Origin of the sequence: Pseudoalteromonas sp. NZS100_1 (assembly GCF_015864285.1) — a bacterium.
Classification (GTDB): domain Bacteria; phylum Pseudomonadota; class Gammaproteobacteria; order Enterobacterales; family Alteromonadaceae; genus Pseudoalteromonas; species Pseudoalteromonas arctica.
In genome coordinates, this window is record NZ_JADYXN010000039.1 from 1 (window position 1) to 16,089 (window position 16,089).

General features: G+C 38.8%; 13 protein-coding genes, 3 tRNA genes and 1 pseudogene. 8 read left to right on the forward strand and 9 right to left on the reverse strand.

The genetic code is table 11. From position 1 onward, the window contains the following. Nucleotides 1-144: pseudogene (locus I6F66_RS18625) on the forward strand (IS3 family transposase); the annotation flags it as partial. A 298-nt stretch (nucleotides 145-442) separates the two neighbouring features. On the opposite strand, the gene I6F66_RS18630 reads toward I6F66_RS18625, so the two are convergent. The 5 genes from I6F66_RS18630 to I6F66_RS18650 all read right to left on the reverse strand — a co-directional run bounded on the left by I6F66_RS18630 (nucleotide 443) and on the right by I6F66_RS18650 (nucleotide 3,288). Beyond that, nucleotides 443-519 (reverse strand) — tRNA-Val (locus I6F66_RS18630). Between the two features lie 52 nt (nucleotides 520-571). Beyond that, nucleotides 572-648, reverse strand: a tRNA-Val gene (locus I6F66_RS18635). Between the two features lie 52 nt (nucleotides 649-700). Beyond that, nucleotides 701-777, reverse strand: a tRNA-Val gene (locus tag I6F66_RS18640). Nucleotides 778-890: 113 nt separating this feature from the next. Further along, nucleotides 891-1,937, reverse strand: a complete 1,047-nt coding sequence (locus I6F66_RS18645; protein WP_197175287.1) for a DUF3080 family protein — start codon at nucleotides 1,935-1,937, stop codon at nucleotides 891-893. Next, nucleotides 1,918-3,288, reverse strand: a complete 1,371-nt coding sequence (locus I6F66_RS18650) for an MATE family efflux transporter (protein ID WP_197175079.1) — start codon at nucleotides 3,286-3,288, stop codon at nucleotides 1,918-1,920. Before I6F66_RS18650 ends, I6F66_RS18645 begins: the two co-directional genes overlap by 20 nt. Before the next feature lie 128 nt (nucleotides 3,289-3,416). Between I6F66_RS18650 and I6F66_RS18655 the strand changes: the two genes are divergently transcribed. Then, a complete protein-coding gene (locus I6F66_RS18655) occupies nucleotides 3,417-4,043 on the forward strand; it encodes a riboflavin synthase subunit alpha (protein ID WP_165739270.1) in 627 nt (208 codons plus the stop codon). 1 nt (nucleotide 4,044) lies between these two features. Here the strand turns inward: I6F66_RS18655 and I6F66_RS18660 are convergent, their stop codons facing one another. Next, nucleotides 4,045-4,248, reverse strand: coding sequence for a CPXCG motif-containing cysteine-rich protein (locus I6F66_RS18660; RefSeq protein ID WP_197140288.1), 204 nt, complete (start codon nucleotides 4,246-4,248; stop codon nucleotides 4,045-4,047). Between the two features lie 140 nt (nucleotides 4,249-4,388). Then, nucleotides 4,389-5,249: a fructosamine kinase family protein gene (locus tag I6F66_RS18665; protein ID WP_197209564.1), complete on the reverse strand. Its 861-nt coding sequence runs from the start codon at nucleotides 5,247-5,249 to the stop codon at nucleotides 4,389-4,391. Nucleotides 5,250-5,374: 125 nt separating this feature from the next. Here I6F66_RS18665 and I6F66_RS18670 point away from each other — a divergent pair, with 125 nt between their 5' ends. From I6F66_RS18670 to I6F66_RS18685, 4 genes are all read left to right on the forward strand, one after another. After that, on the forward strand, nucleotides 5,375-6,067 hold the full coding sequence (locus I6F66_RS18670; RefSeq protein WP_197140292.1) for a DUF445 domain-containing protein: 693 nt from the start codon (nucleotides 5,375-5,377) through the stop codon (nucleotides 6,065-6,067). Between the two features lie 279 nt (nucleotides 6,068-6,346). Further along, complete coding sequence (locus I6F66_RS18675) at nucleotides 6,347-7,132, forward strand: hypothetical protein (RefSeq protein WP_007585117.1); 786 nt, start codon at nucleotides 6,347-6,349, stop codon at nucleotides 7,130-7,132. 100 nt (nucleotides 7,133-7,232) lie between these two features. After that, a complete protein-coding gene (locus tag I6F66_RS18680) occupies nucleotides 7,233-8,615 on the forward strand; it encodes an amidohydrolase (protein ID WP_197209565.1) in 1,383 nt (460 codons plus the stop codon). A 12-nt stretch (nucleotides 8,616-8,627) separates the two neighbouring features. After that, complete coding sequence (locus tag I6F66_RS18685) at nucleotides 8,628-9,875, forward strand: amidohydrolase family protein (protein WP_197209566.1); 1,248 nt, start codon at nucleotides 8,628-8,630, stop codon at nucleotides 9,873-9,875. A gap of 283 nt (nucleotides 9,876-10,158) precedes the next feature. Here the strand turns inward: I6F66_RS18685 and I6F66_RS18690 are convergent, their stop codons facing one another. Continuing rightward, on the reverse strand, nucleotides 10,159-12,381 hold the full coding sequence (locus I6F66_RS18690) for an NADP-dependent isocitrate dehydrogenase (RefSeq protein ID WP_197209567.1): 2,223 nt from the start codon (nucleotides 12,379-12,381) through the stop codon (nucleotides 10,159-10,161). A 525-nt stretch (nucleotides 12,382-12,906) separates the two neighbouring features. Then, entirely contained in the window at nucleotides 12,907-13,125 is a 219-nt protein-coding gene (cspD, locus tag I6F66_RS18695) for a cold shock domain-containing protein CspD (protein WP_002962500.1), read from the reverse strand. Between the two features lie 209 nt (nucleotides 13,126-13,334). Between cspD and clpS the strand changes: the two genes are divergently transcribed. Then, a complete protein-coding gene (gene clpS, locus I6F66_RS18700) occupies nucleotides 13,335-13,643 on the forward strand; it encodes an ATP-dependent Clp protease adapter ClpS (RefSeq protein ID WP_007585109.1) in 309 nt (102 codons plus the stop codon). A 68-nt stretch (nucleotides 13,644-13,711) separates the two neighbouring features. Then, entirely contained in the window at nucleotides 13,712-15,973 is a 2,262-nt protein-coding gene (clpA, locus tag I6F66_RS18705) for an ATP-dependent Clp protease ATP-binding subunit ClpA (RefSeq protein WP_007585108.1), read from the forward strand. The last annotated feature ends 116 nt before the right edge of the window (nucleotides 15,974-16,089 follow it).

Genomic DNA, 16,089 nt, shown 5'->3' on the forward strand with positions numbered 1-16,089 from the left:
TTTATAGATGCTAAATATAGCGTTAGTGATTATATCAACGGATATTACAACAACGTTAGGCCGCATCATTATAATGCTGGTTTAGCGCCAAATGAATCTGAGATTAGATACAAAGATTCTAAAACTGTGGCCAAATTTTATTGACCACTACACCATTTACTGATGAGGTAAAGAATAAAATTTCAGTTGAAGTCACTTATCACGACATCTGACCAACTGATCTCCAGCTTTGCACTTTTTAAGGCTTTACTTAAATGTTGGTACGACTGATTGGATTCGAACCACCGACCTTTGGACCGGGTGATCAAGAGTAGGTAGTGCTTTTTCTTAGGTTTTTATTATTTTGAAGTGGTACGACTGAGTGGATTAGAACCACTGACCCTTGGACCGGGTGATTAAGAGTGGGTAGTGCTTTTTCTTTGGATTTATTATTACTTTGAAGTGGTACGACTGAGTGGATTCGAACCACCGACCCCTACCATGTCAAGGTAGTGCTCTAACCAACTGAGCTACAGTCGTACAATTTTATGAAGTGCTAAGATTGTATTTTTATTAAAACTTACTTAAATGTTGGTACGACTGAGTGGATTCGAACCACCGACCCCTACCATGTCAAGGTAGTGCTCTAACCAACTGAGCTACAGTCGTACAATTTTATGAAGTGCTAAGATTGTATTTTTATTAAAACTTACTTAAATGTTGGTACGACTGAGTGGATTCGAACCACCGACCCCTACCATGTCAAGGTAGTGCTCTAACCAACTGAGCTACAGTCGTATTACTTTATTTAAGTAGGTGTTAATTGCTTAACAACGGCGGCTAATATATAGCGTGGCGGTTGGTGAATCAAGCAAGTTTGTTGTTTTTGAGTTTATTTGCCGTTTTTTTATTCATATTGGGCTTATTTCACACGTTTTATAAAATACTTGCCACCAAACCACATGTTTTTTAGCTGAGCTTTTTAGTAAGTTCAGTAAGTTACTTGTCGAGCCCGTTTTTACTAAGTTATTAATTTGAGGACTTGAGATACTTTCGTTAAACCAAAGCTCGTTATAAAGCGGTTGTAGTACTTCTAAATAACCAGTTAACTGCGCTTGATAGGGCTGAATTTGTTTTAGGTAAAACTTTTGAAATACGTTACTTATAATTTTTGCGTTTTTATTGTTTTTACCCTCAGGGCATAGGGTATTAAAGTTTAGTGTTTTTACAAGCTGTGTGGCGTTGTTGTTTAACACTATCTGTTTACGGGCTGACTGAATTAAAGCTTGGTTAAATTGATATTTATTAAGCTGTTCGAGTGCACTAAAAATAGAATCGCTATTAATTTCACTAAATTCTTTAGCGTTTATTTGCTGCTTAATGAGTACAAGTTGCTTTAGTGCAAATACGGTATCGCTAAAACCAGCGGGTTCAGTAGTAAGCTCGTTTGAAGTGAGTTGCCAGGTACGATTTAGCTCAGGCTCTTTAAATAACATGGTGTTAAAAAAGTGCATTAGGTGTGTTTCTTTGTAGTTTTTGGCTGCGAGTATTTTTGTGTAACTAGGACTATTTTTATCAAGCGTGTTTAAGCAAACCTGCGCACTTTTAATAAAGTTTATTTGATATTTTAACTGCCCAGCAGCGCTGGCGGTTTTTCCTAATTGGTTATTGTGCTCACTTATAAGTACGTTAAGCTTACATTGGCTAATGCCTGCAAGCTCAACAATGCTCAGTGTTAAGTCACTTTGTGCTATTGGGGTAGGCTGCAGTAAGGGGAGTTGCTTGAGTGGCGCAGGCTGTGTTGTATTTACATTAACGGTGCTACTTAAGCGCTCAACATAAGTTGCGTTTACACTACTGGGTGCTTTACTACAGCCGGTAAGTACAAAAACGAACATTACCAGCATTGTAGCTGGTAATATTTTAAGGCTGAGTTTATTAGTTTTGATTAAGTGCATCAATTTTAAGAAATTCATATTTTAGACGTTTTTTTACCGTTAGCATTAATAAAATAGCAGCGACACTAAGACCTACTATTATTCCAACCCAAAAGCCATGAGGCCCCATGGCTGGCACAATTATGTCTGTTCTTGCCAATACGTAACCTAAACAAAAGCCGATTAACCAATACGATATAAACGTAATATACGATATAGGCGTAGTGTATTTTAACCCTCGAAGTATGCCATTGGCTGCAACTTGCAATGCATCCGGTAATTGATAAATACACGCTAAAATCATAATTGATGAAGCCAATGCCATTACGGCAGGGCTGTCGGTATAAAGTTGGCTAATTAAATCACGGCCGAGGAATGTTATGAGTGCTAAAAATAATGCAATCGCAATTGCTAAAATATAGCTAGTAGATACCGCAACTTTAAGTTCGGTCATTTTATTTTGGCCAAATAAATTGCCTATACGAATACTTATAGCGATAGATAAGCTTAACGGCATCATAAATAACAAAGTAGTAACGCTTGCTGCTATTTGATGACCAGAGACTGCAACTGCACCTAAATGCGCGATAAACAGCGGTATACACGCAAATAAAGTAACTTCAAAAAAAGTGGCGAGTGAGATTGGTATCCCTAATTTTGTAATTATACCAATAGTGGTTAGGTTAGGTTTTTTAAATGATGAAAGCAGGCCTTTGGCATCTACCTTTTTACTTGTGTGGCAATAGGTAACTTGTGCTATTGCCATAACAGTTAAAACAATGGCTGTTGCTATACCACACCCTGCGCCGCCATAAGCGGGTAAGCCAAATAAGCCGTTTATAAAAATATAATTTACCGGAATATTTACAGCTAAACCTAGCAGGCTTATATAAAACGCGGGCTTGGTCATACCCATGCCTTCGGTAACGTTTCTGTATACGGTAAAAGTTAAAAAACCAAAAATGCCCCATTTAACAAAGTGAATGTAATCATACGCAAGATTTGCAATTGCTGGGCTGGTGTCTAGTTTAAAAATAATGGTGTCGGCTAAATAGGTAATAGAAAAGCCTACGCAGCATAAAATAGCCGTTAAATAGAGAGCTTGTTGAAAATAATGACTAATACCTTTGCGATCATCGCCACCTGAAAACTGCGCAATAATACCAGTAAGCGCTAATAAAATACCTTGAAGGCCAAGTAAAAGAGGGTTCCAAATACCAGTAGCAATAGAAAGTGCGGCCAAGTCGGTAGGGCTTACTTGTCCGGCCATAATTGTGTCGACGACCGACATTAAAATAAGAGTTACTTGCGCTAAAAAAACAGGTAAAGCGAGGGAAAGTAAACGCTTAGCTTCCCAATTACAAAAGGTCATAAAAACAGCTATTTGATAAAACAGGCGGCAATTGTAATCTATTGTGTTTCAAATAAAAATCACAGGAGTGAATGATTTTATGAGTTGATACGTTAAACTAGCACTTTGTAATAATTTAAAGTGATTTTATGTTTACAGGAATAGTGCAAACGCAAGCTACGGTGGTCTCTAAAACTCAAACAGACGGTGTTTTACGCTTAGTTGTATCGGTGAGCGATGAGTACGTTAAGCATTTAGATTTAGGCGCAAGTATTGCTATTAATGGCTGTTGTTTAACCGTTGTGCAAGTTGAGCTAAGTAATCATGATGTGGTGGCGCAAGTGCATTTTGATGTAATTGACGAAACCCTAAAGTTAACTAATTTAGGTTTGCTTGAGCTAGGCAGTTTAGTTAATTATGAGCGCTCTGTTACGTTTGGTACTGAGCTTGGCGGGCATATAGTGTCTGGGCATATTCATTGTACGTCACAAATTTCTCAAATAGTGAAGCTTGAGAATAACTGCAAAATTCAATTAAGCTTACCAAAAGAGTGGCAAAAGTATGTGCTATATAAAGGCTTTGTTGCGGTAAATGGCGCAAGCTTAACCGTAGGCGAAGTTGACGAACAAGGCTTTTGGTTACATCTAATTCCAGAAACGCTCGCCATTACAAACATTGGTGCAGCGCAAGTGGGTGACAAGTTTAATATTGAAGTTGATCAGCAAACTTACACTATTGTAAATACGGTAGAAAACTACTTACGCCATCAGGCTTAAGTTAAAATATTTGTTCGTCGTCACTGTCTACGTGTAGCTCTAATTTATTGTTAGCATGATCTATATGCATATTTAAATGAATTGGGTTACAACAGGCAGTGCATTCCTCAACGTAGTCTTGATCGCCCATGCTTGCGTCTAAGTCTAAATGTATGTGGTGTCCGCAGTGTGGGCAGGCAATTCGTTGTGATAAATAGTTTTTCATAATCACTCCAGTTATAAATAATTAAGTAATTGCGTATATGCTAGCAACTACTTAATGGCTCAAAGCTGAACTCCTTACTTACTGATTAAATATAGTTCTTAATAGCCTATTATGACATTTATTTTACGCATAAAATTGTATTAACTGAGCAGCTTTTCTATATGTTGTTTAGCTTCAGTAAGATAGTGCCCAGCAAATATATTAGCGTGATTTAAAATAGGGTATAACTGGTATATTAACTTACGTTTTTCGTAATTTGGCGATAACGGATAGTGCTGGTTATAGGCGCTATAAAAGTCTTTTGGCAGTGGGGCAAATAATTCACTCATTGCAATATCCACTTCCCGATCACCATAATAACAAGCCGGATTAAATACCGTTGGCTCTGCTTTTAAAAAGCCCATATTTCCTCGCCAAAAATCACCATGTAATAATGAAGGTTCTACTTGGTGACTATGAAGTTGCTCTTTTGTGGCATTAATTAAGCGCTCGGGCTCAACAAAGTTAATGCCTTTTTCAGCGAGTAACTGTAATTGCCAACCTATACGTTCCTCGGCGTAAAATACATCCCACTTTTTATGCCAGCGGTTAGGTTGTATGGTAGTAGCTATGTAGTTGTCTACATCAAAACCAAACATAGCTTGGTCGTGTTTTTGATGCATTTTAGCAAGGCTGCTTCCCATAGTTGCCCACGTGTTGTGGGGTTGTTTATCTAAAACAAGCCACTGTAAAACAATAAATGAAAATTCAATATTAGCGCCGGTTACAATACATTCAGGTACTTTAAAGTGACTATTTTGCGCTAGCAGCTTTAAGCCAATAAATTCACTTTCTAAACGTTCAAGTTCGCTTTTTAGGGCTATTTTAACCAAGTAGTTATGCGTACCAATGGTAATATGAAATAGTTTATCGGTATTTGTACTTTGTAATTGGCGTTTATAGGTGTGTTTAAAGTCAAAATTAATGGCTTGGCTGATGTGCTCATTTACTGTTTTCCACATAAAAATTGCTCGCCTTTTAAACAGATACTTAAACTATGGCAAAAAGGTATTAATTTAACAATCTAAACGTTGTAAAATTAACGACTATATTGCATAAAAATTACACTTACTGTAATGGAGTAAAAATGAACAAAAGTTTAATAACCAATTTGCTAGCGGGTTTATGTGTTGTTGTCGGTTTTATGTTTAACCAAGCAATTGTGTTATCTGTTGGTTTATTTGCGCTTTCAGGTGCGGTAACTAATTTATTAGCGATTCATATGTTGTTCGAAAAAGTCCCGTTTTTATATGGCTCAGGCGTTATAGCGCTTAAGTTTGAAAGCTTTAAAGTAGCTATACGAAACCTAATATTAACGGAGTTTTTTTCAGAGCAAAAAATTAATAATTTACTCAATAAAGCGCAGCCCAATATCGATTTTGAGCCAATAATTAGCAATGTTGATTTAAACCCTGCATTCGACAATTTACTTATCGTTATTGAAGAGTCACAGTTTGGTAGCATGTTAGGGATGTTTGGTGGCACAGCGGCAATAGAGCCAATGCGTGAAAAGTTTATTGAAAAAATGCAATTGTCGCTTAGTGAGATTTCCCAAACTGACGACTTTAAAGCATTAGTAAGCCAAACACTTTCACAAGGTAATAGCGCAGAGAGCCTACATAAAACGGTGCTTAAACTAGTTGATGAGCGCTTAGATGAGCTTACCCCAAAAATGGTTAAAGAGATTATTCAAACTATGATCCGCGAGCACTTAGGCTGGCTTGTTGTGTGGGGTGGTGTGTTTGGTGGCTTGTTTGGTTTAATAGCGGCCGTGATTTAAATATAACTACTGATACCAATTAAAAAAATAATCATTTTATCGCATTAAATAGCGCACTTACTGCGTTAAAAATTGTTCGTGTACGAGTGCATGGATGCAAGAGATAGAGCAATGCAGGGAGTAATTAGTGATAGCAACTACACGTTATAATTTCGCCTTGTTATTGCGCTACTTTATTAGCGCAATAATAGATTACTAATTTAATGTAATTGGTATGACTTATTTTTTCAGGCTGTTATTATCGCCCCCATAATTTAGTCGTGTTTTTTAGGAGCAACGGTGAGCAAAACGTTAGCCAGTTATTATCAGCAAGCATACGCTTGCGATCAGCAGCATTTTAACCAGTGTTTTTATTGTGGTTGTGAAGCAACAGAGCGCGACCATTGTCCGCCGCTGCATATGCTACAAAGCATTGTTGATTTAGGTGAAGAGGCTGACTTTATATCTATTCCTGCGTGTTATGAGTGCCATGCGCTTTTACATAACGAAAGGCTGATGACGATTGATGAGCGTTTCACTAAAATGAAAAAAAAGCTTGCCACTAAATACGCAAAACCTCTGCGTGTTTATAACATGTGGGAAGAAAACGAACTTGGCGACATGAGCGATGAGTTTGCCCATAGTATTCAAGCAGGTATGAAATTAGGAAAAGAAGCGGCTGAGCGTTTAGCGTTTACTGGTTTTAGCTATGCCACAGAAGATGCCAAAGTCGCTGTACGCGAAAAAACGAAAGAATTTGATGTAGAAGGCATGATATTTACCGACTTTAAAGAGGCGTTAAATTACTGCATTAATGACTTAAACGTACAAAAAAGTGACTTTTATAAAATATTGGTTGAAGACTACCAAGGCGATTTTAATAAAGCATTGAGCCAGTATCGTCACCGCCATGACAAAGTAACTGCGGCTAAAGATGGTAATACAATTATTAAAGATTTTTCAAAGCTACATAAGCAAAACTCTGATTTTGTAACCCGTACGGTTAAGCATTTTATAAGCAAAGATCCATCGCTTACAACCGAAGGTGCGCTTGAAAAGTTGTATAACAATTATATAAAGAAATAATTACAGATATTCATCTTAATTAACTGCGTTTTCACCTGTTTTTTTGGCTTTATCCTTTAGCTTTCGCTAAAGTAGCAAAAAAACAGGAGATCCAAACAACATGCAAAAATTTGCACCATCTTTATTAGCAGTTGGCTTAGCTGCTGCACTTGTAGGTTGCCAAGAAAACGGCCCGCAAGACGATAAAATAACAATCAACAAAAATCCTTATCCAAGCACTTATCAACCCGTTTCTACATCAAGCACACTTATTACAAATGCAACAGTACTTACAGGTACTGGTGAGCGTTTAGATGAGGCTGACGTATTACTTGTTGATGGTAAAGTACAACAAGTTGGTAAAGACTTAACTGCTACTGCTGATATTACAATTGATGCACAAGGCAAATGGGTAACACCGGGTATTATTGACGTACATTCACATTTAGGTGCATACCCAAGCCCGTCGGTTGAGTCGCATCAAGATGGTAACGAAATGACCAGCCCTAACACTGCAGAAGTGTGGGTTGAGCATTCTGTTTGGCCACAAGATCCTGGCTTTAATCGTGCACGCGAAGGCGGCATTACTTCTCTACAAATTTTACCAGGCTCAGCTAACTTATTTGGTGGACGCGGCGTTACGCTTAAAAACGTACCTGCACACACAATGCAAGGCATGAAGTTCCCTGATGCGCCATACGGTTTAAAAATGGCGTGTGGTGAAAACCCTAAACGTGTTTATGGTCGTCAAGGTGTATTGCCTTCTACCCGTATGGGTAATATGGCTGGCTATCGCATGGCGTGGGCTGAAGCCGCTGAGTACAAACGTGCATGGGATAAATACGATGCCGATTATGAAACAGGTTTAAACCCAGAAGCACCAGTACGTGACATTAAACACGATACGCTGCGTGGTGTGCTTGAAGGCGAAGTACGTATTCATAATCATTGTTATAAAGCCGAAGAAATGGCAATGATGATTGACCTGTCAAAAGAATTTAATTATGACGCGGGTACGTTCCATCACGGTGTAGAAGCATATAAAATTGCTGACCTACTTGCTGAGAATGGCTCGTGTGCTGCACTTTGGCCAGACTGGTGGGGCTTTAAAATGGAAGCCTACGACATGGTTCAAGAAAACGTGGCTATTGTTGATGCAGTTAAAAATTCATGTGCGGTTGTTCACTCAGATTCAGATACAACAATTCAGCGCTTAAACCAAGAAGCGGGCAAGGTTATGTACCGCGCTAACGAAAATGGTTTTGATATTTCTGAGCAGCACGCTATTAAATGGATCACGGCTAACGCGGCTAAATCACTTGGTATTGATGACAAAACAGGTTCACTAGAAGCCGGTAAGCAGGGCGATGTGGTTATTTGGAATCAAAGCCCATTTAGTGTTTATGCTAAAGCTGAACAAGTGTTTGTTGATGGTGCAAAGGTTTACGATAGAAACGACAGCGCGTATCAAGCAACAAGTGATTTTATGTTAGGTCAACAATAAGGAGCACCCAGAATGAAAAATTTATCACGTTCGTTTTCGCTTTCTCTGGTTGCTGCAGGATTATTAGCATCTGGTGCTGTAAGCGCACAATCGCTAGCAATTATTAATGCAACATTGCATACGTCATCAGATCAAGGCGTATTAGAAGCGGCAAGCATTGTCATGACAGATGGCAAAATCACAGCAATTAACCCAACTGAAGTTAAAGCCGATAAAGTTATTGATGCAAAGGGTCAAATTGTAACCCCTGGCTTTATTGCAAGTATTAATCAACTTGGTTTAGTTGAAGTAAGTGCAGTTGCGGGCTCTCGCGATGCAGGCGAGGAAAAGGCTGGTATTGATTTTGATGTAAGCTTGGCTTACAACGCACATTCGAGCTTAATTCCTTATGCGCGTAAAGGCGGTGTAACACGCGATGTAATTACCCCTCATGGCGGCGATAGCATTTTTTCAGGCCTTGCTAGTGTTGTTGATTTAAGTGGTAGTTTTGACAGCAACATGCAAAAACAAGCGGCTTTAATTGTTTACTTAGGTGAGCGTAGTAAAGGTTCTCGTGCTTTTACTTTGCAAACACTTATTAATAAGCTTGATGAGCACAAAACTAAAGCCGGTAAAAAAGCTAAAAAAGATGACGACAAGCCAAGTACTGAAGACAAAGTAATGGCAAAAGTTCTCAGTGGCGAAATGCCATTAGTGGTTGGCGTATCGCGTGCGGCAGATATTATTGAGCTTATTAAAGTAAAAGAGCAATTTGGTATTAACTTAGTACTTAACGGTGCACAAGACGCTGTTGTAGTCAAAGAGCGCGTTGCTAAAGCAAATATCCCAGTAATTATTAGTGCAATGGATAGCTTACCAGCAAGTTTTGATTCGCTTCATGCGAGTTTAGATAATGCAGGCGTGCTTGAAAAAGCAGGCGTAAAAGTATTATTAACAGTAGGCGGCGATGCAAGCCACAACATTTACCAGCTGCGTTTTGATGCTGGTAATGCTGTATCGTACGGTATGAGCCAAGAGGGCGCGTTAAAAGCGGTTACATCAAACGTTGCTGATGTATTTGGTATTAATGCAGGTAGCCTTGAAGTAGGTAAAGCAGCTGACGCAGTAATGTGGAGTAATGACCCGTTTGAACTCAGCAGCCACGTGAATAAAATGTTTATTAATGGCGTTGAGGTATCTACACAATCTCGCCAAGATAAACTGCGTGACCGTTATATGACTGATTCAAAAATGCCACGTGCTTATACCAACCCGCAATAATACTTAATCAATTTGAGGGATTAAATCTGACGGTAACGGCGTTAAAAATTTCTGATATAGAGCAACTAAATAACGAAATTTTTGCCTTGTTATCGACAAGATTTTCTTGCCTCAAAGTTGATCACTTAATTAAGCGAATTGGTATGATACTAAATAATTAATTAAATAAATTTGATTATTTTAAAGGCCGCTATTTTATAAATAGCGGCCTTTTTTATAAAATTTAGACACAAAAAAGCCGCTTACTTTTACAAGTAAGCGGCTTTTTAATTCAAACTAATATTTATACTAATTTAGCAAGAATATCGTTAAATGTAGTGCTTGGACGCATTGCTTTAAACGCAGCATCGTCATTAGGTAGGAAGTATCCGCCTAAATCAACTGCAGGGCCTTGCGCATCGTTAAGCTCACTTACGATTTTATCTTTATTAGACTCAAGGTCGCTAGCGATTTGAGTAAACTGTGCTTTAAGTTCACTGTCGTCATTTTGCTTAGCAAGTTCTTGTGCCCAGAATAAAGATAGGAAGAAATGAGAACCACGGTTATCAATTTCTTTCACTTTACGTGAAGGAGACTTGTTTTCTGCAAGGAAAGTACCAGTCGCTTTATCTAGTGTATCAGCAAGAACTTGTGCCTTGTTGTTACCTGTAGTTACGCTTAGGTGCTCAAGAGATGCAGCAAGTGCTAAAAATTCACCTAAAGAATCCCAACGTAAGTGGTTTTCTTTTTCGAATTGTTGAACATGCTTAGGTGCAGAACCACCTGCGCCAGTTTCAAATAATCCACCACCGTTCATAAGTGGAACAATTGAAAGCATTTTAGCACTCGTACCTAGCTCTAAAATTGGGAATAAATCTGTAAGGTAATCACGTAAAACGTTACCTGTTACAGAAATAGTATCTTTACCTTCTTTAATACGCGCTAGTGAGAACAACGTTGCTTCAAGCGGTGCTAAAATTTGAATATCTAGGCCAGCTGTATCGTGATCTGGTAGGTATTTATTTACTTTTTTGATTAGCTCTGCATCATGTGCACGGTTTTCGTCTAACCAGAAAATAGCTGGAACGCCTGTTGCGCGTGCACGATTTACTGCAAGCTTAACCCAATCTTGGATTGGTGCGTCTTTAACCTGACACATGCGCCAAATATCGCCTTGCTCAACACTGTGCTCAAGTAATGTATTACTATTTGCATCAACAACACGGATAGAACCATCTGCTTTAGCTTCAAACGTTTTATCGTGTGAACCGTATTCTTCAGCTTTTTGAGCCATAAGGCCAACGTTAGGTACGCTACCCATAGTTGTTGGATCAAACGCGCCATTTACTTTACAAAAATCAATAGTTGCTTGGTAAATACCTGAGTAACAACGATCTGGAATTACAAAGCTAGTGTCTTGTAATTTACCATCGTTATTCCACATTTGACCGCTTGAACGGATTGCAGCAGGCATAGAAGCATCGATGATCACGTCACTTGGTACGTGTAGGTTTGTAATACCACGGTCAGAATCAACCATAGCAATAGCAGGGCGGCTGGCGTAAACAGCTTGAATGTCTGCTTCAATTTCTTCGCGCTTAGCATCGTCTAATGTTTGAATTTTAGAATATACATCGCCTAAACCATTATTTACATCAACACCTAGCTCTTCAAAAAGCTCACCGTGTTTAGCAAATACATCTTTGTAGAATACTTTTACAGCGTGACCAAAGATAATTGGATCAGATACTTTCATCATTGTCGCTTTCATGTGAAGCGAGAATAAAACACCTTTTTCTTTAGCAGCGTCAATTTCAGCAGCTAAGAAAGCTTGAAGCTTAGAAGCGCTGATGCTTGATGCATCAATAACTTCGCCAGCTAAAAGCGGCGTGCTTTGTTTAAGTACTGTAACGTCGCCGTTAGTTGAAACATGTTCAATACGTACATCAGTGGCTGCATCAACAGTGACTGATTTTTCTGAACCAAAGAAGTCGCCTTCGCTCATGCTTGCAACGTAAGACTCTGAATCCTTGCTCCACGCACCCATTGAATGCGGGTTGTTACGTGCATATTCTTTAACAGAACCTGGCGCACGACGATCTGAGTTACCTTCACGTAGTACTGGGTTTACTGCACTGCCTTTAATTTTGTCGTAAGCAGCTTGAATTGCTTTTTCTTCATCATTTTTAGGTTCAACAGGGTAATCTGGAAGTGCATAACCTTGTGCTTGAAGCTCTTTAATTACAGCGCGAAGCTGTGGTACAGATGCACTGATGTTTGGTAATTTGATGATGTTTGCTTCTGGTGTTTTAGCAAGCTCGCCAAGTTCAGCTAGTGCATCACCAATGCGTTGTTCTGGTGTTAAATAATCAGGGAAGCTAGCAATTACACGACCTGCTAATGAGATATCGCGAGTTTCAACTTCAACACCGGCCGCATTTGTATATGCTTGGATGATCGGTAGCAACGAGTAAGTTGCTAGTGCCGGAGCTTCGTCCGTTTTTGTATAGATAATTTTTGATGTCATCATCATTCCTAGATAGTAGACCGAAAAGGTCTTATTCAACAATGCAAAGAAAATCATTACTAATGAGTGAGTACATATTATTAAACAAGTTAATGAATACATACGCTCGTAATGAATAGTTTGTTAGGTGTTGGTACTCAGCGTTGCTCTTTTATAAAAGCAGAATAGTCACACCTGACGAACTGGAATTGTATTTATAGCTAAAAAATTAACAAAAATAAATCAGCCTTTAGCCTAGTACATATAAAAGAGGCGACAAGTTGGATTAGTTGCTGCGTTAATACGCAATTTTTAGCACCAAGAGTGTAACAAGCTTAAATAAAAAGGGCTAGAGGTTGAGCATGCCCAATAAGCAGTTAAACAATCAACTCTTAGAACATTGGGGTATATAAAATAAATTCAAGGAAAAGGGTTGAATTTGAATGAAAAGAGGCAATAAATAGGGGAGAAGAGATAAGTTAGTATGCTTAAGGAATTAAGCGAGGATCTTAAAAGGTCACTCGCTTTAGTCGAACAAAACAATAGTCACTCAATAATGTCACCATCTGGGGCAATATTTTTAGCGTGTAGACCTTTAGGTCCTTGTTCTAATTCGAATGTTACATCTTGACCAGCTTTAAGCGTTTTATAACCGTCCATTACAATTGTTGAGTAATGAGCGAAAATATCATTCTCGCAGCCGTCTTCTACGATGAAACCAAAACCTTTAGCGTTGTTGAACCATTTAACTTTACCGCAAGCCATACTTCTACATCCTTCAATAAGTTGACTAATTTAGTTATTCTAAATTGTATTATTTGCTAGACTGACTAAGGTTTAATCAATCTACGTTTGACTGTAGTTTATTTAGCCAACCAGTCAAGTGTTTTGAGTTATTTTTTTAACATTTTATTTATTTTTTATTCAAGTTTGCTTGAGTTACAAAGACAAGACTATATTTAATTATGAGTGGTATGAAAGATTCAGGTGTTATCGATACAGTTCGCGACAGCGAAAAGCAAAAGCTACAGCCGCCGCGAAAATATAAAGTTGTTTTAAATAACGACGACTACACGCCGATGGACTTTGTAATAGAAGTTTTAACGACGTTTTTTAATATGGATAGCGATAGAGCAACCGACGTGATGCTTCAGGTTCATGAAAAAGGTAAGGGTATATGTGGTGTTTACAGCGCTGACGTAGCCCACACCAAAGCTGAACAAGTTAACCGCTACGCGCGTGATAACGAGCATCCACTGCTTTGTAGTTGTGAGCAGGAATAAATACCAATTAGGGTGATCAAACATCCGATTGTTGTGGTATAAATTATTATCTCAGTAAGGGGTTGCCAATGCTAAACAAAGACTTAGAACTCACATTAAATGCCGCGTTTCGTGAAGCGCGCACTCGCCGTCATGAGTTTATGACCGTAGAGCACCTTTTACTTGCGCTGTTAGATAATCCTTCTGCAGGAGAAGCCCTAAACGCGTGTGGTGTTAATATTTCTGGTTTAAAAACCGAATTATTAGAATTTATTGACGAAACAACACCCGTCATTCCAGATTTAGAAGAAGAACGTGAAACTCAGCCAACACTTGGTTTTCAACGTGTATTACAACGTGCTGTGTTCCATGTGCAATCCTCAGGCAAAAATGAAGTTACAGGCGTAAACGTACTAGTCGCTATTTTTTCTGAGCAAGAAAGCCAAGCTGTTTACTTACTTAAAAAGCACGATGTATCGCGCTTAGATATTGTTAACTTTATTTCGCACGGTATTTCTAAAGCTGATGATGAATTAGGTAACGACAGCGACGATATTCATGATGAAGTGCAAGAAGTTCAAAATGAAGAAGCAAGCAAGCTAGACAGCTTTACAACAAACTTAAACGTTCAAGCACGTGAAGGTAACATTGACCCACTGATCGGGCGCGACAGCGAAGTAGAGCGCACGGTACAAGTATTGTGTCGTCGTAAAAAGAATAACCCACTCCTTGTTGGTGAAGCGGGCGTTGGTAAAACAGCTATTGCTGAAGGCTTAGCGTATCGCATTGTCAATAAGCAAGTACCAGAAGTAATTGCAGATGCTGTTGTGTACTCACTCGATATGGGCGCGCTGCTTGCGGGCACTAAATACCGTGGCGACTTTGAAAAGCGTTTTAAAAGCTTATTAAAAGAACTACAAGCAGAGCCTGGATCTATTTTATTTATTGACGAAATACATACTATTATTGGAGCCGGCGCGGCGTCTGGTGGTGTTATGGACGCATCAAACTTGCTTAAACCACTCCTTTCAAGTGGTAAGCTACGTTGTATGGGTTCAACAACTTACAACGAGTATAAAAATATTTTTGAGAAAGACCGTGCATTGGTACGTCGCTTCCAAAAAATTGATGTACTTGAGCCAAGTGTTGCCGATACCACTAAAATATTAAACGGCTTAAAAGAGCGTTACGAAGAGCATCATGGCATTCGTTACACTCAAAAAGCACTAAAAGCAGCTGCAGAACTCAGTGCTAAATACATTAATGAGCGCCACTTGCCAGATAAAGCCATTGATGTAATTGATGAAGCCGGTGCAAGCCAGCGTCTGCAACCTAGCTCTAAACGTAAAAAAACCATTGGCGTGGCAGATATAGAACTAATTATATCTAAAATGGCACGTATCCCAGCGCAAAGCGTCTCGTCGACAGATAAAGAAACGCTTAAAAACTTAGACCGTAACCTTAAAATGCTCGTGTTTGGGCAAGATCAATCTATTGACGCACTTACATCAGCTATTCGTTTATCTCGCTCTGGTTTATCGAGCGAAGAAAAGCCAGTAGGTTCGTTTTTGTTTGCAGGGCCTACCGGTGTGGGTAAAACCGAAGTAACTAAGCAACTTGCTAAATGTATGGGTGTTGAGTTTATTCGTTTTGATATGTCGGAATATGTAGAACGCCATGCAATTAGTCGATTAATTGGTGCTCCACCAGGGTATGTTGGTTTTGAGCAAGGTGGTTTATTAACAGAAGCAGTTATTAAAAATCCACATGCTGTTGTACTACTAGATGAGATTGAAAAAGCGCATCCAGACATTTACAACATTTTGCTACAGGTTATGGATCACGGTACGTTGACCGATAATAACGGCCGTAAAGCTGATTTTAGAAACGTAGTGGTTGTAATGACTACCAATGCGGGCGTTCAAGAAACTACGCGTAAGTCGATTGGTTTTACAGAGCAAGATCATACGCACGATGCAATGGGTGCAATTAATAAAGTATTTTCACCAGAATTTAGAAACCGTTTAGATAACATCATTTGGTTTAATCACCTTGAACGTGAAGTTATTTTACTGGTGGTTGATAAGTTTATTGTGGAACTGCAAGCGCAGCTTGATAAAAAATCAGTTAACCTTGAGCTTACGTCTAAAGCACGTGAGTGGTTGGCAGATAAAGGCTACGATAAAGCAATGGGTGCACGTCCAATGGCACGTGTTATTCAAGAAGAGCTTAAAAAGCAATTAGCTAACGAAATACTGTTTGGTGAACTTGTTGATGGCGGTACGGTTAAAGTATCAGTTAAAGACAAGAAGATTCGCTTTGATTACGAGAGTAATTTAACACCAGCGTAAAACGTTAATTAAATAATTTAATTAAATAAAATGGCCCGCTACATAATAGCGGGCCATTTTTTTGATTTTTTTATAGGCAACAAAAAACCCAGCAAAAACTGGGCTTTTTGTTTATT

Bases quoted from the DNA above. Each gene is read 5' to 3' on its own strand.
- I6F66_RS18645 (WP_197175287.1), bottom strand. From the start codon at position 1,937: ATGCACTTAATCAAAACTAATAAACTCAGCCTTAAAATATTACCAGCT.
- I6F66_RS18650 (WP_197175079.1), bottom strand. From the start codon at position 3,288: ATGACCTTTTGTAATTGGGAAGCTAAGCGTTTACTTTCCCTCGCTTTA.
- I6F66_RS18655 (WP_165739270.1), top strand. From the start codon at position 3,417: ATGTTTACAGGAATAGTGCAAACGCAAGCTACGGTGGTCTCTAAAACT.
- I6F66_RS18660 (WP_197140288.1), bottom strand. From the start codon at position 4,248: ATGAAAAACTATTTATCACAACGAATTGCCTGCCCACACTGCGGACAC.
- I6F66_RS18665 (WP_197209564.1), bottom strand. From the start codon at position 5,249: ATGTGGAAAACAGTAAATGAGCACATCAGCCAAGCCATTAATTTTGAC.
- I6F66_RS18670 (WP_197140292.1), top strand. From the start codon at position 5,375: ATGAACAAAAGTTTAATAACCAATTTGCTAGCGGGTTTATGTGTTGTT.
- I6F66_RS18680 (WP_197209565.1), top strand. From the start codon at position 7,233: ATGCAAAAATTTGCACCATCTTTATTAGCAGTTGGCTTAGCTGCTGCA.
- I6F66_RS18685 (WP_197209566.1), top strand. From the start codon at position 8,628: ATGAAAAATTTATCACGTTCGTTTTCGCTTTCTCTGGTTGCTGCAGGA.
- I6F66_RS18690 (WP_197209567.1), bottom strand. From the start codon at position 12,381: ATGACATCAAAAATTATCTATACAAAAACGGACGAAGCTCCGGCACTA.
- cspD (WP_002962500.1), bottom strand. From the start codon at position 13,125: ATGGCTTGCGGTAAAGTTAAATGGTTCAACAACGCTAAAGGTTTTGGT.
- clpS (WP_007585109.1), top strand. From the start codon at position 13,335: ATGAAAGATTCAGGTGTTATCGATACAGTTCGCGACAGCGAAAAGCAA.
- clpA (WP_007585108.1), top strand. From the start codon at position 13,712: ATGCTAAACAAAGACTTAGAACTCACATTAAATGCCGCGTTTCGTGAA.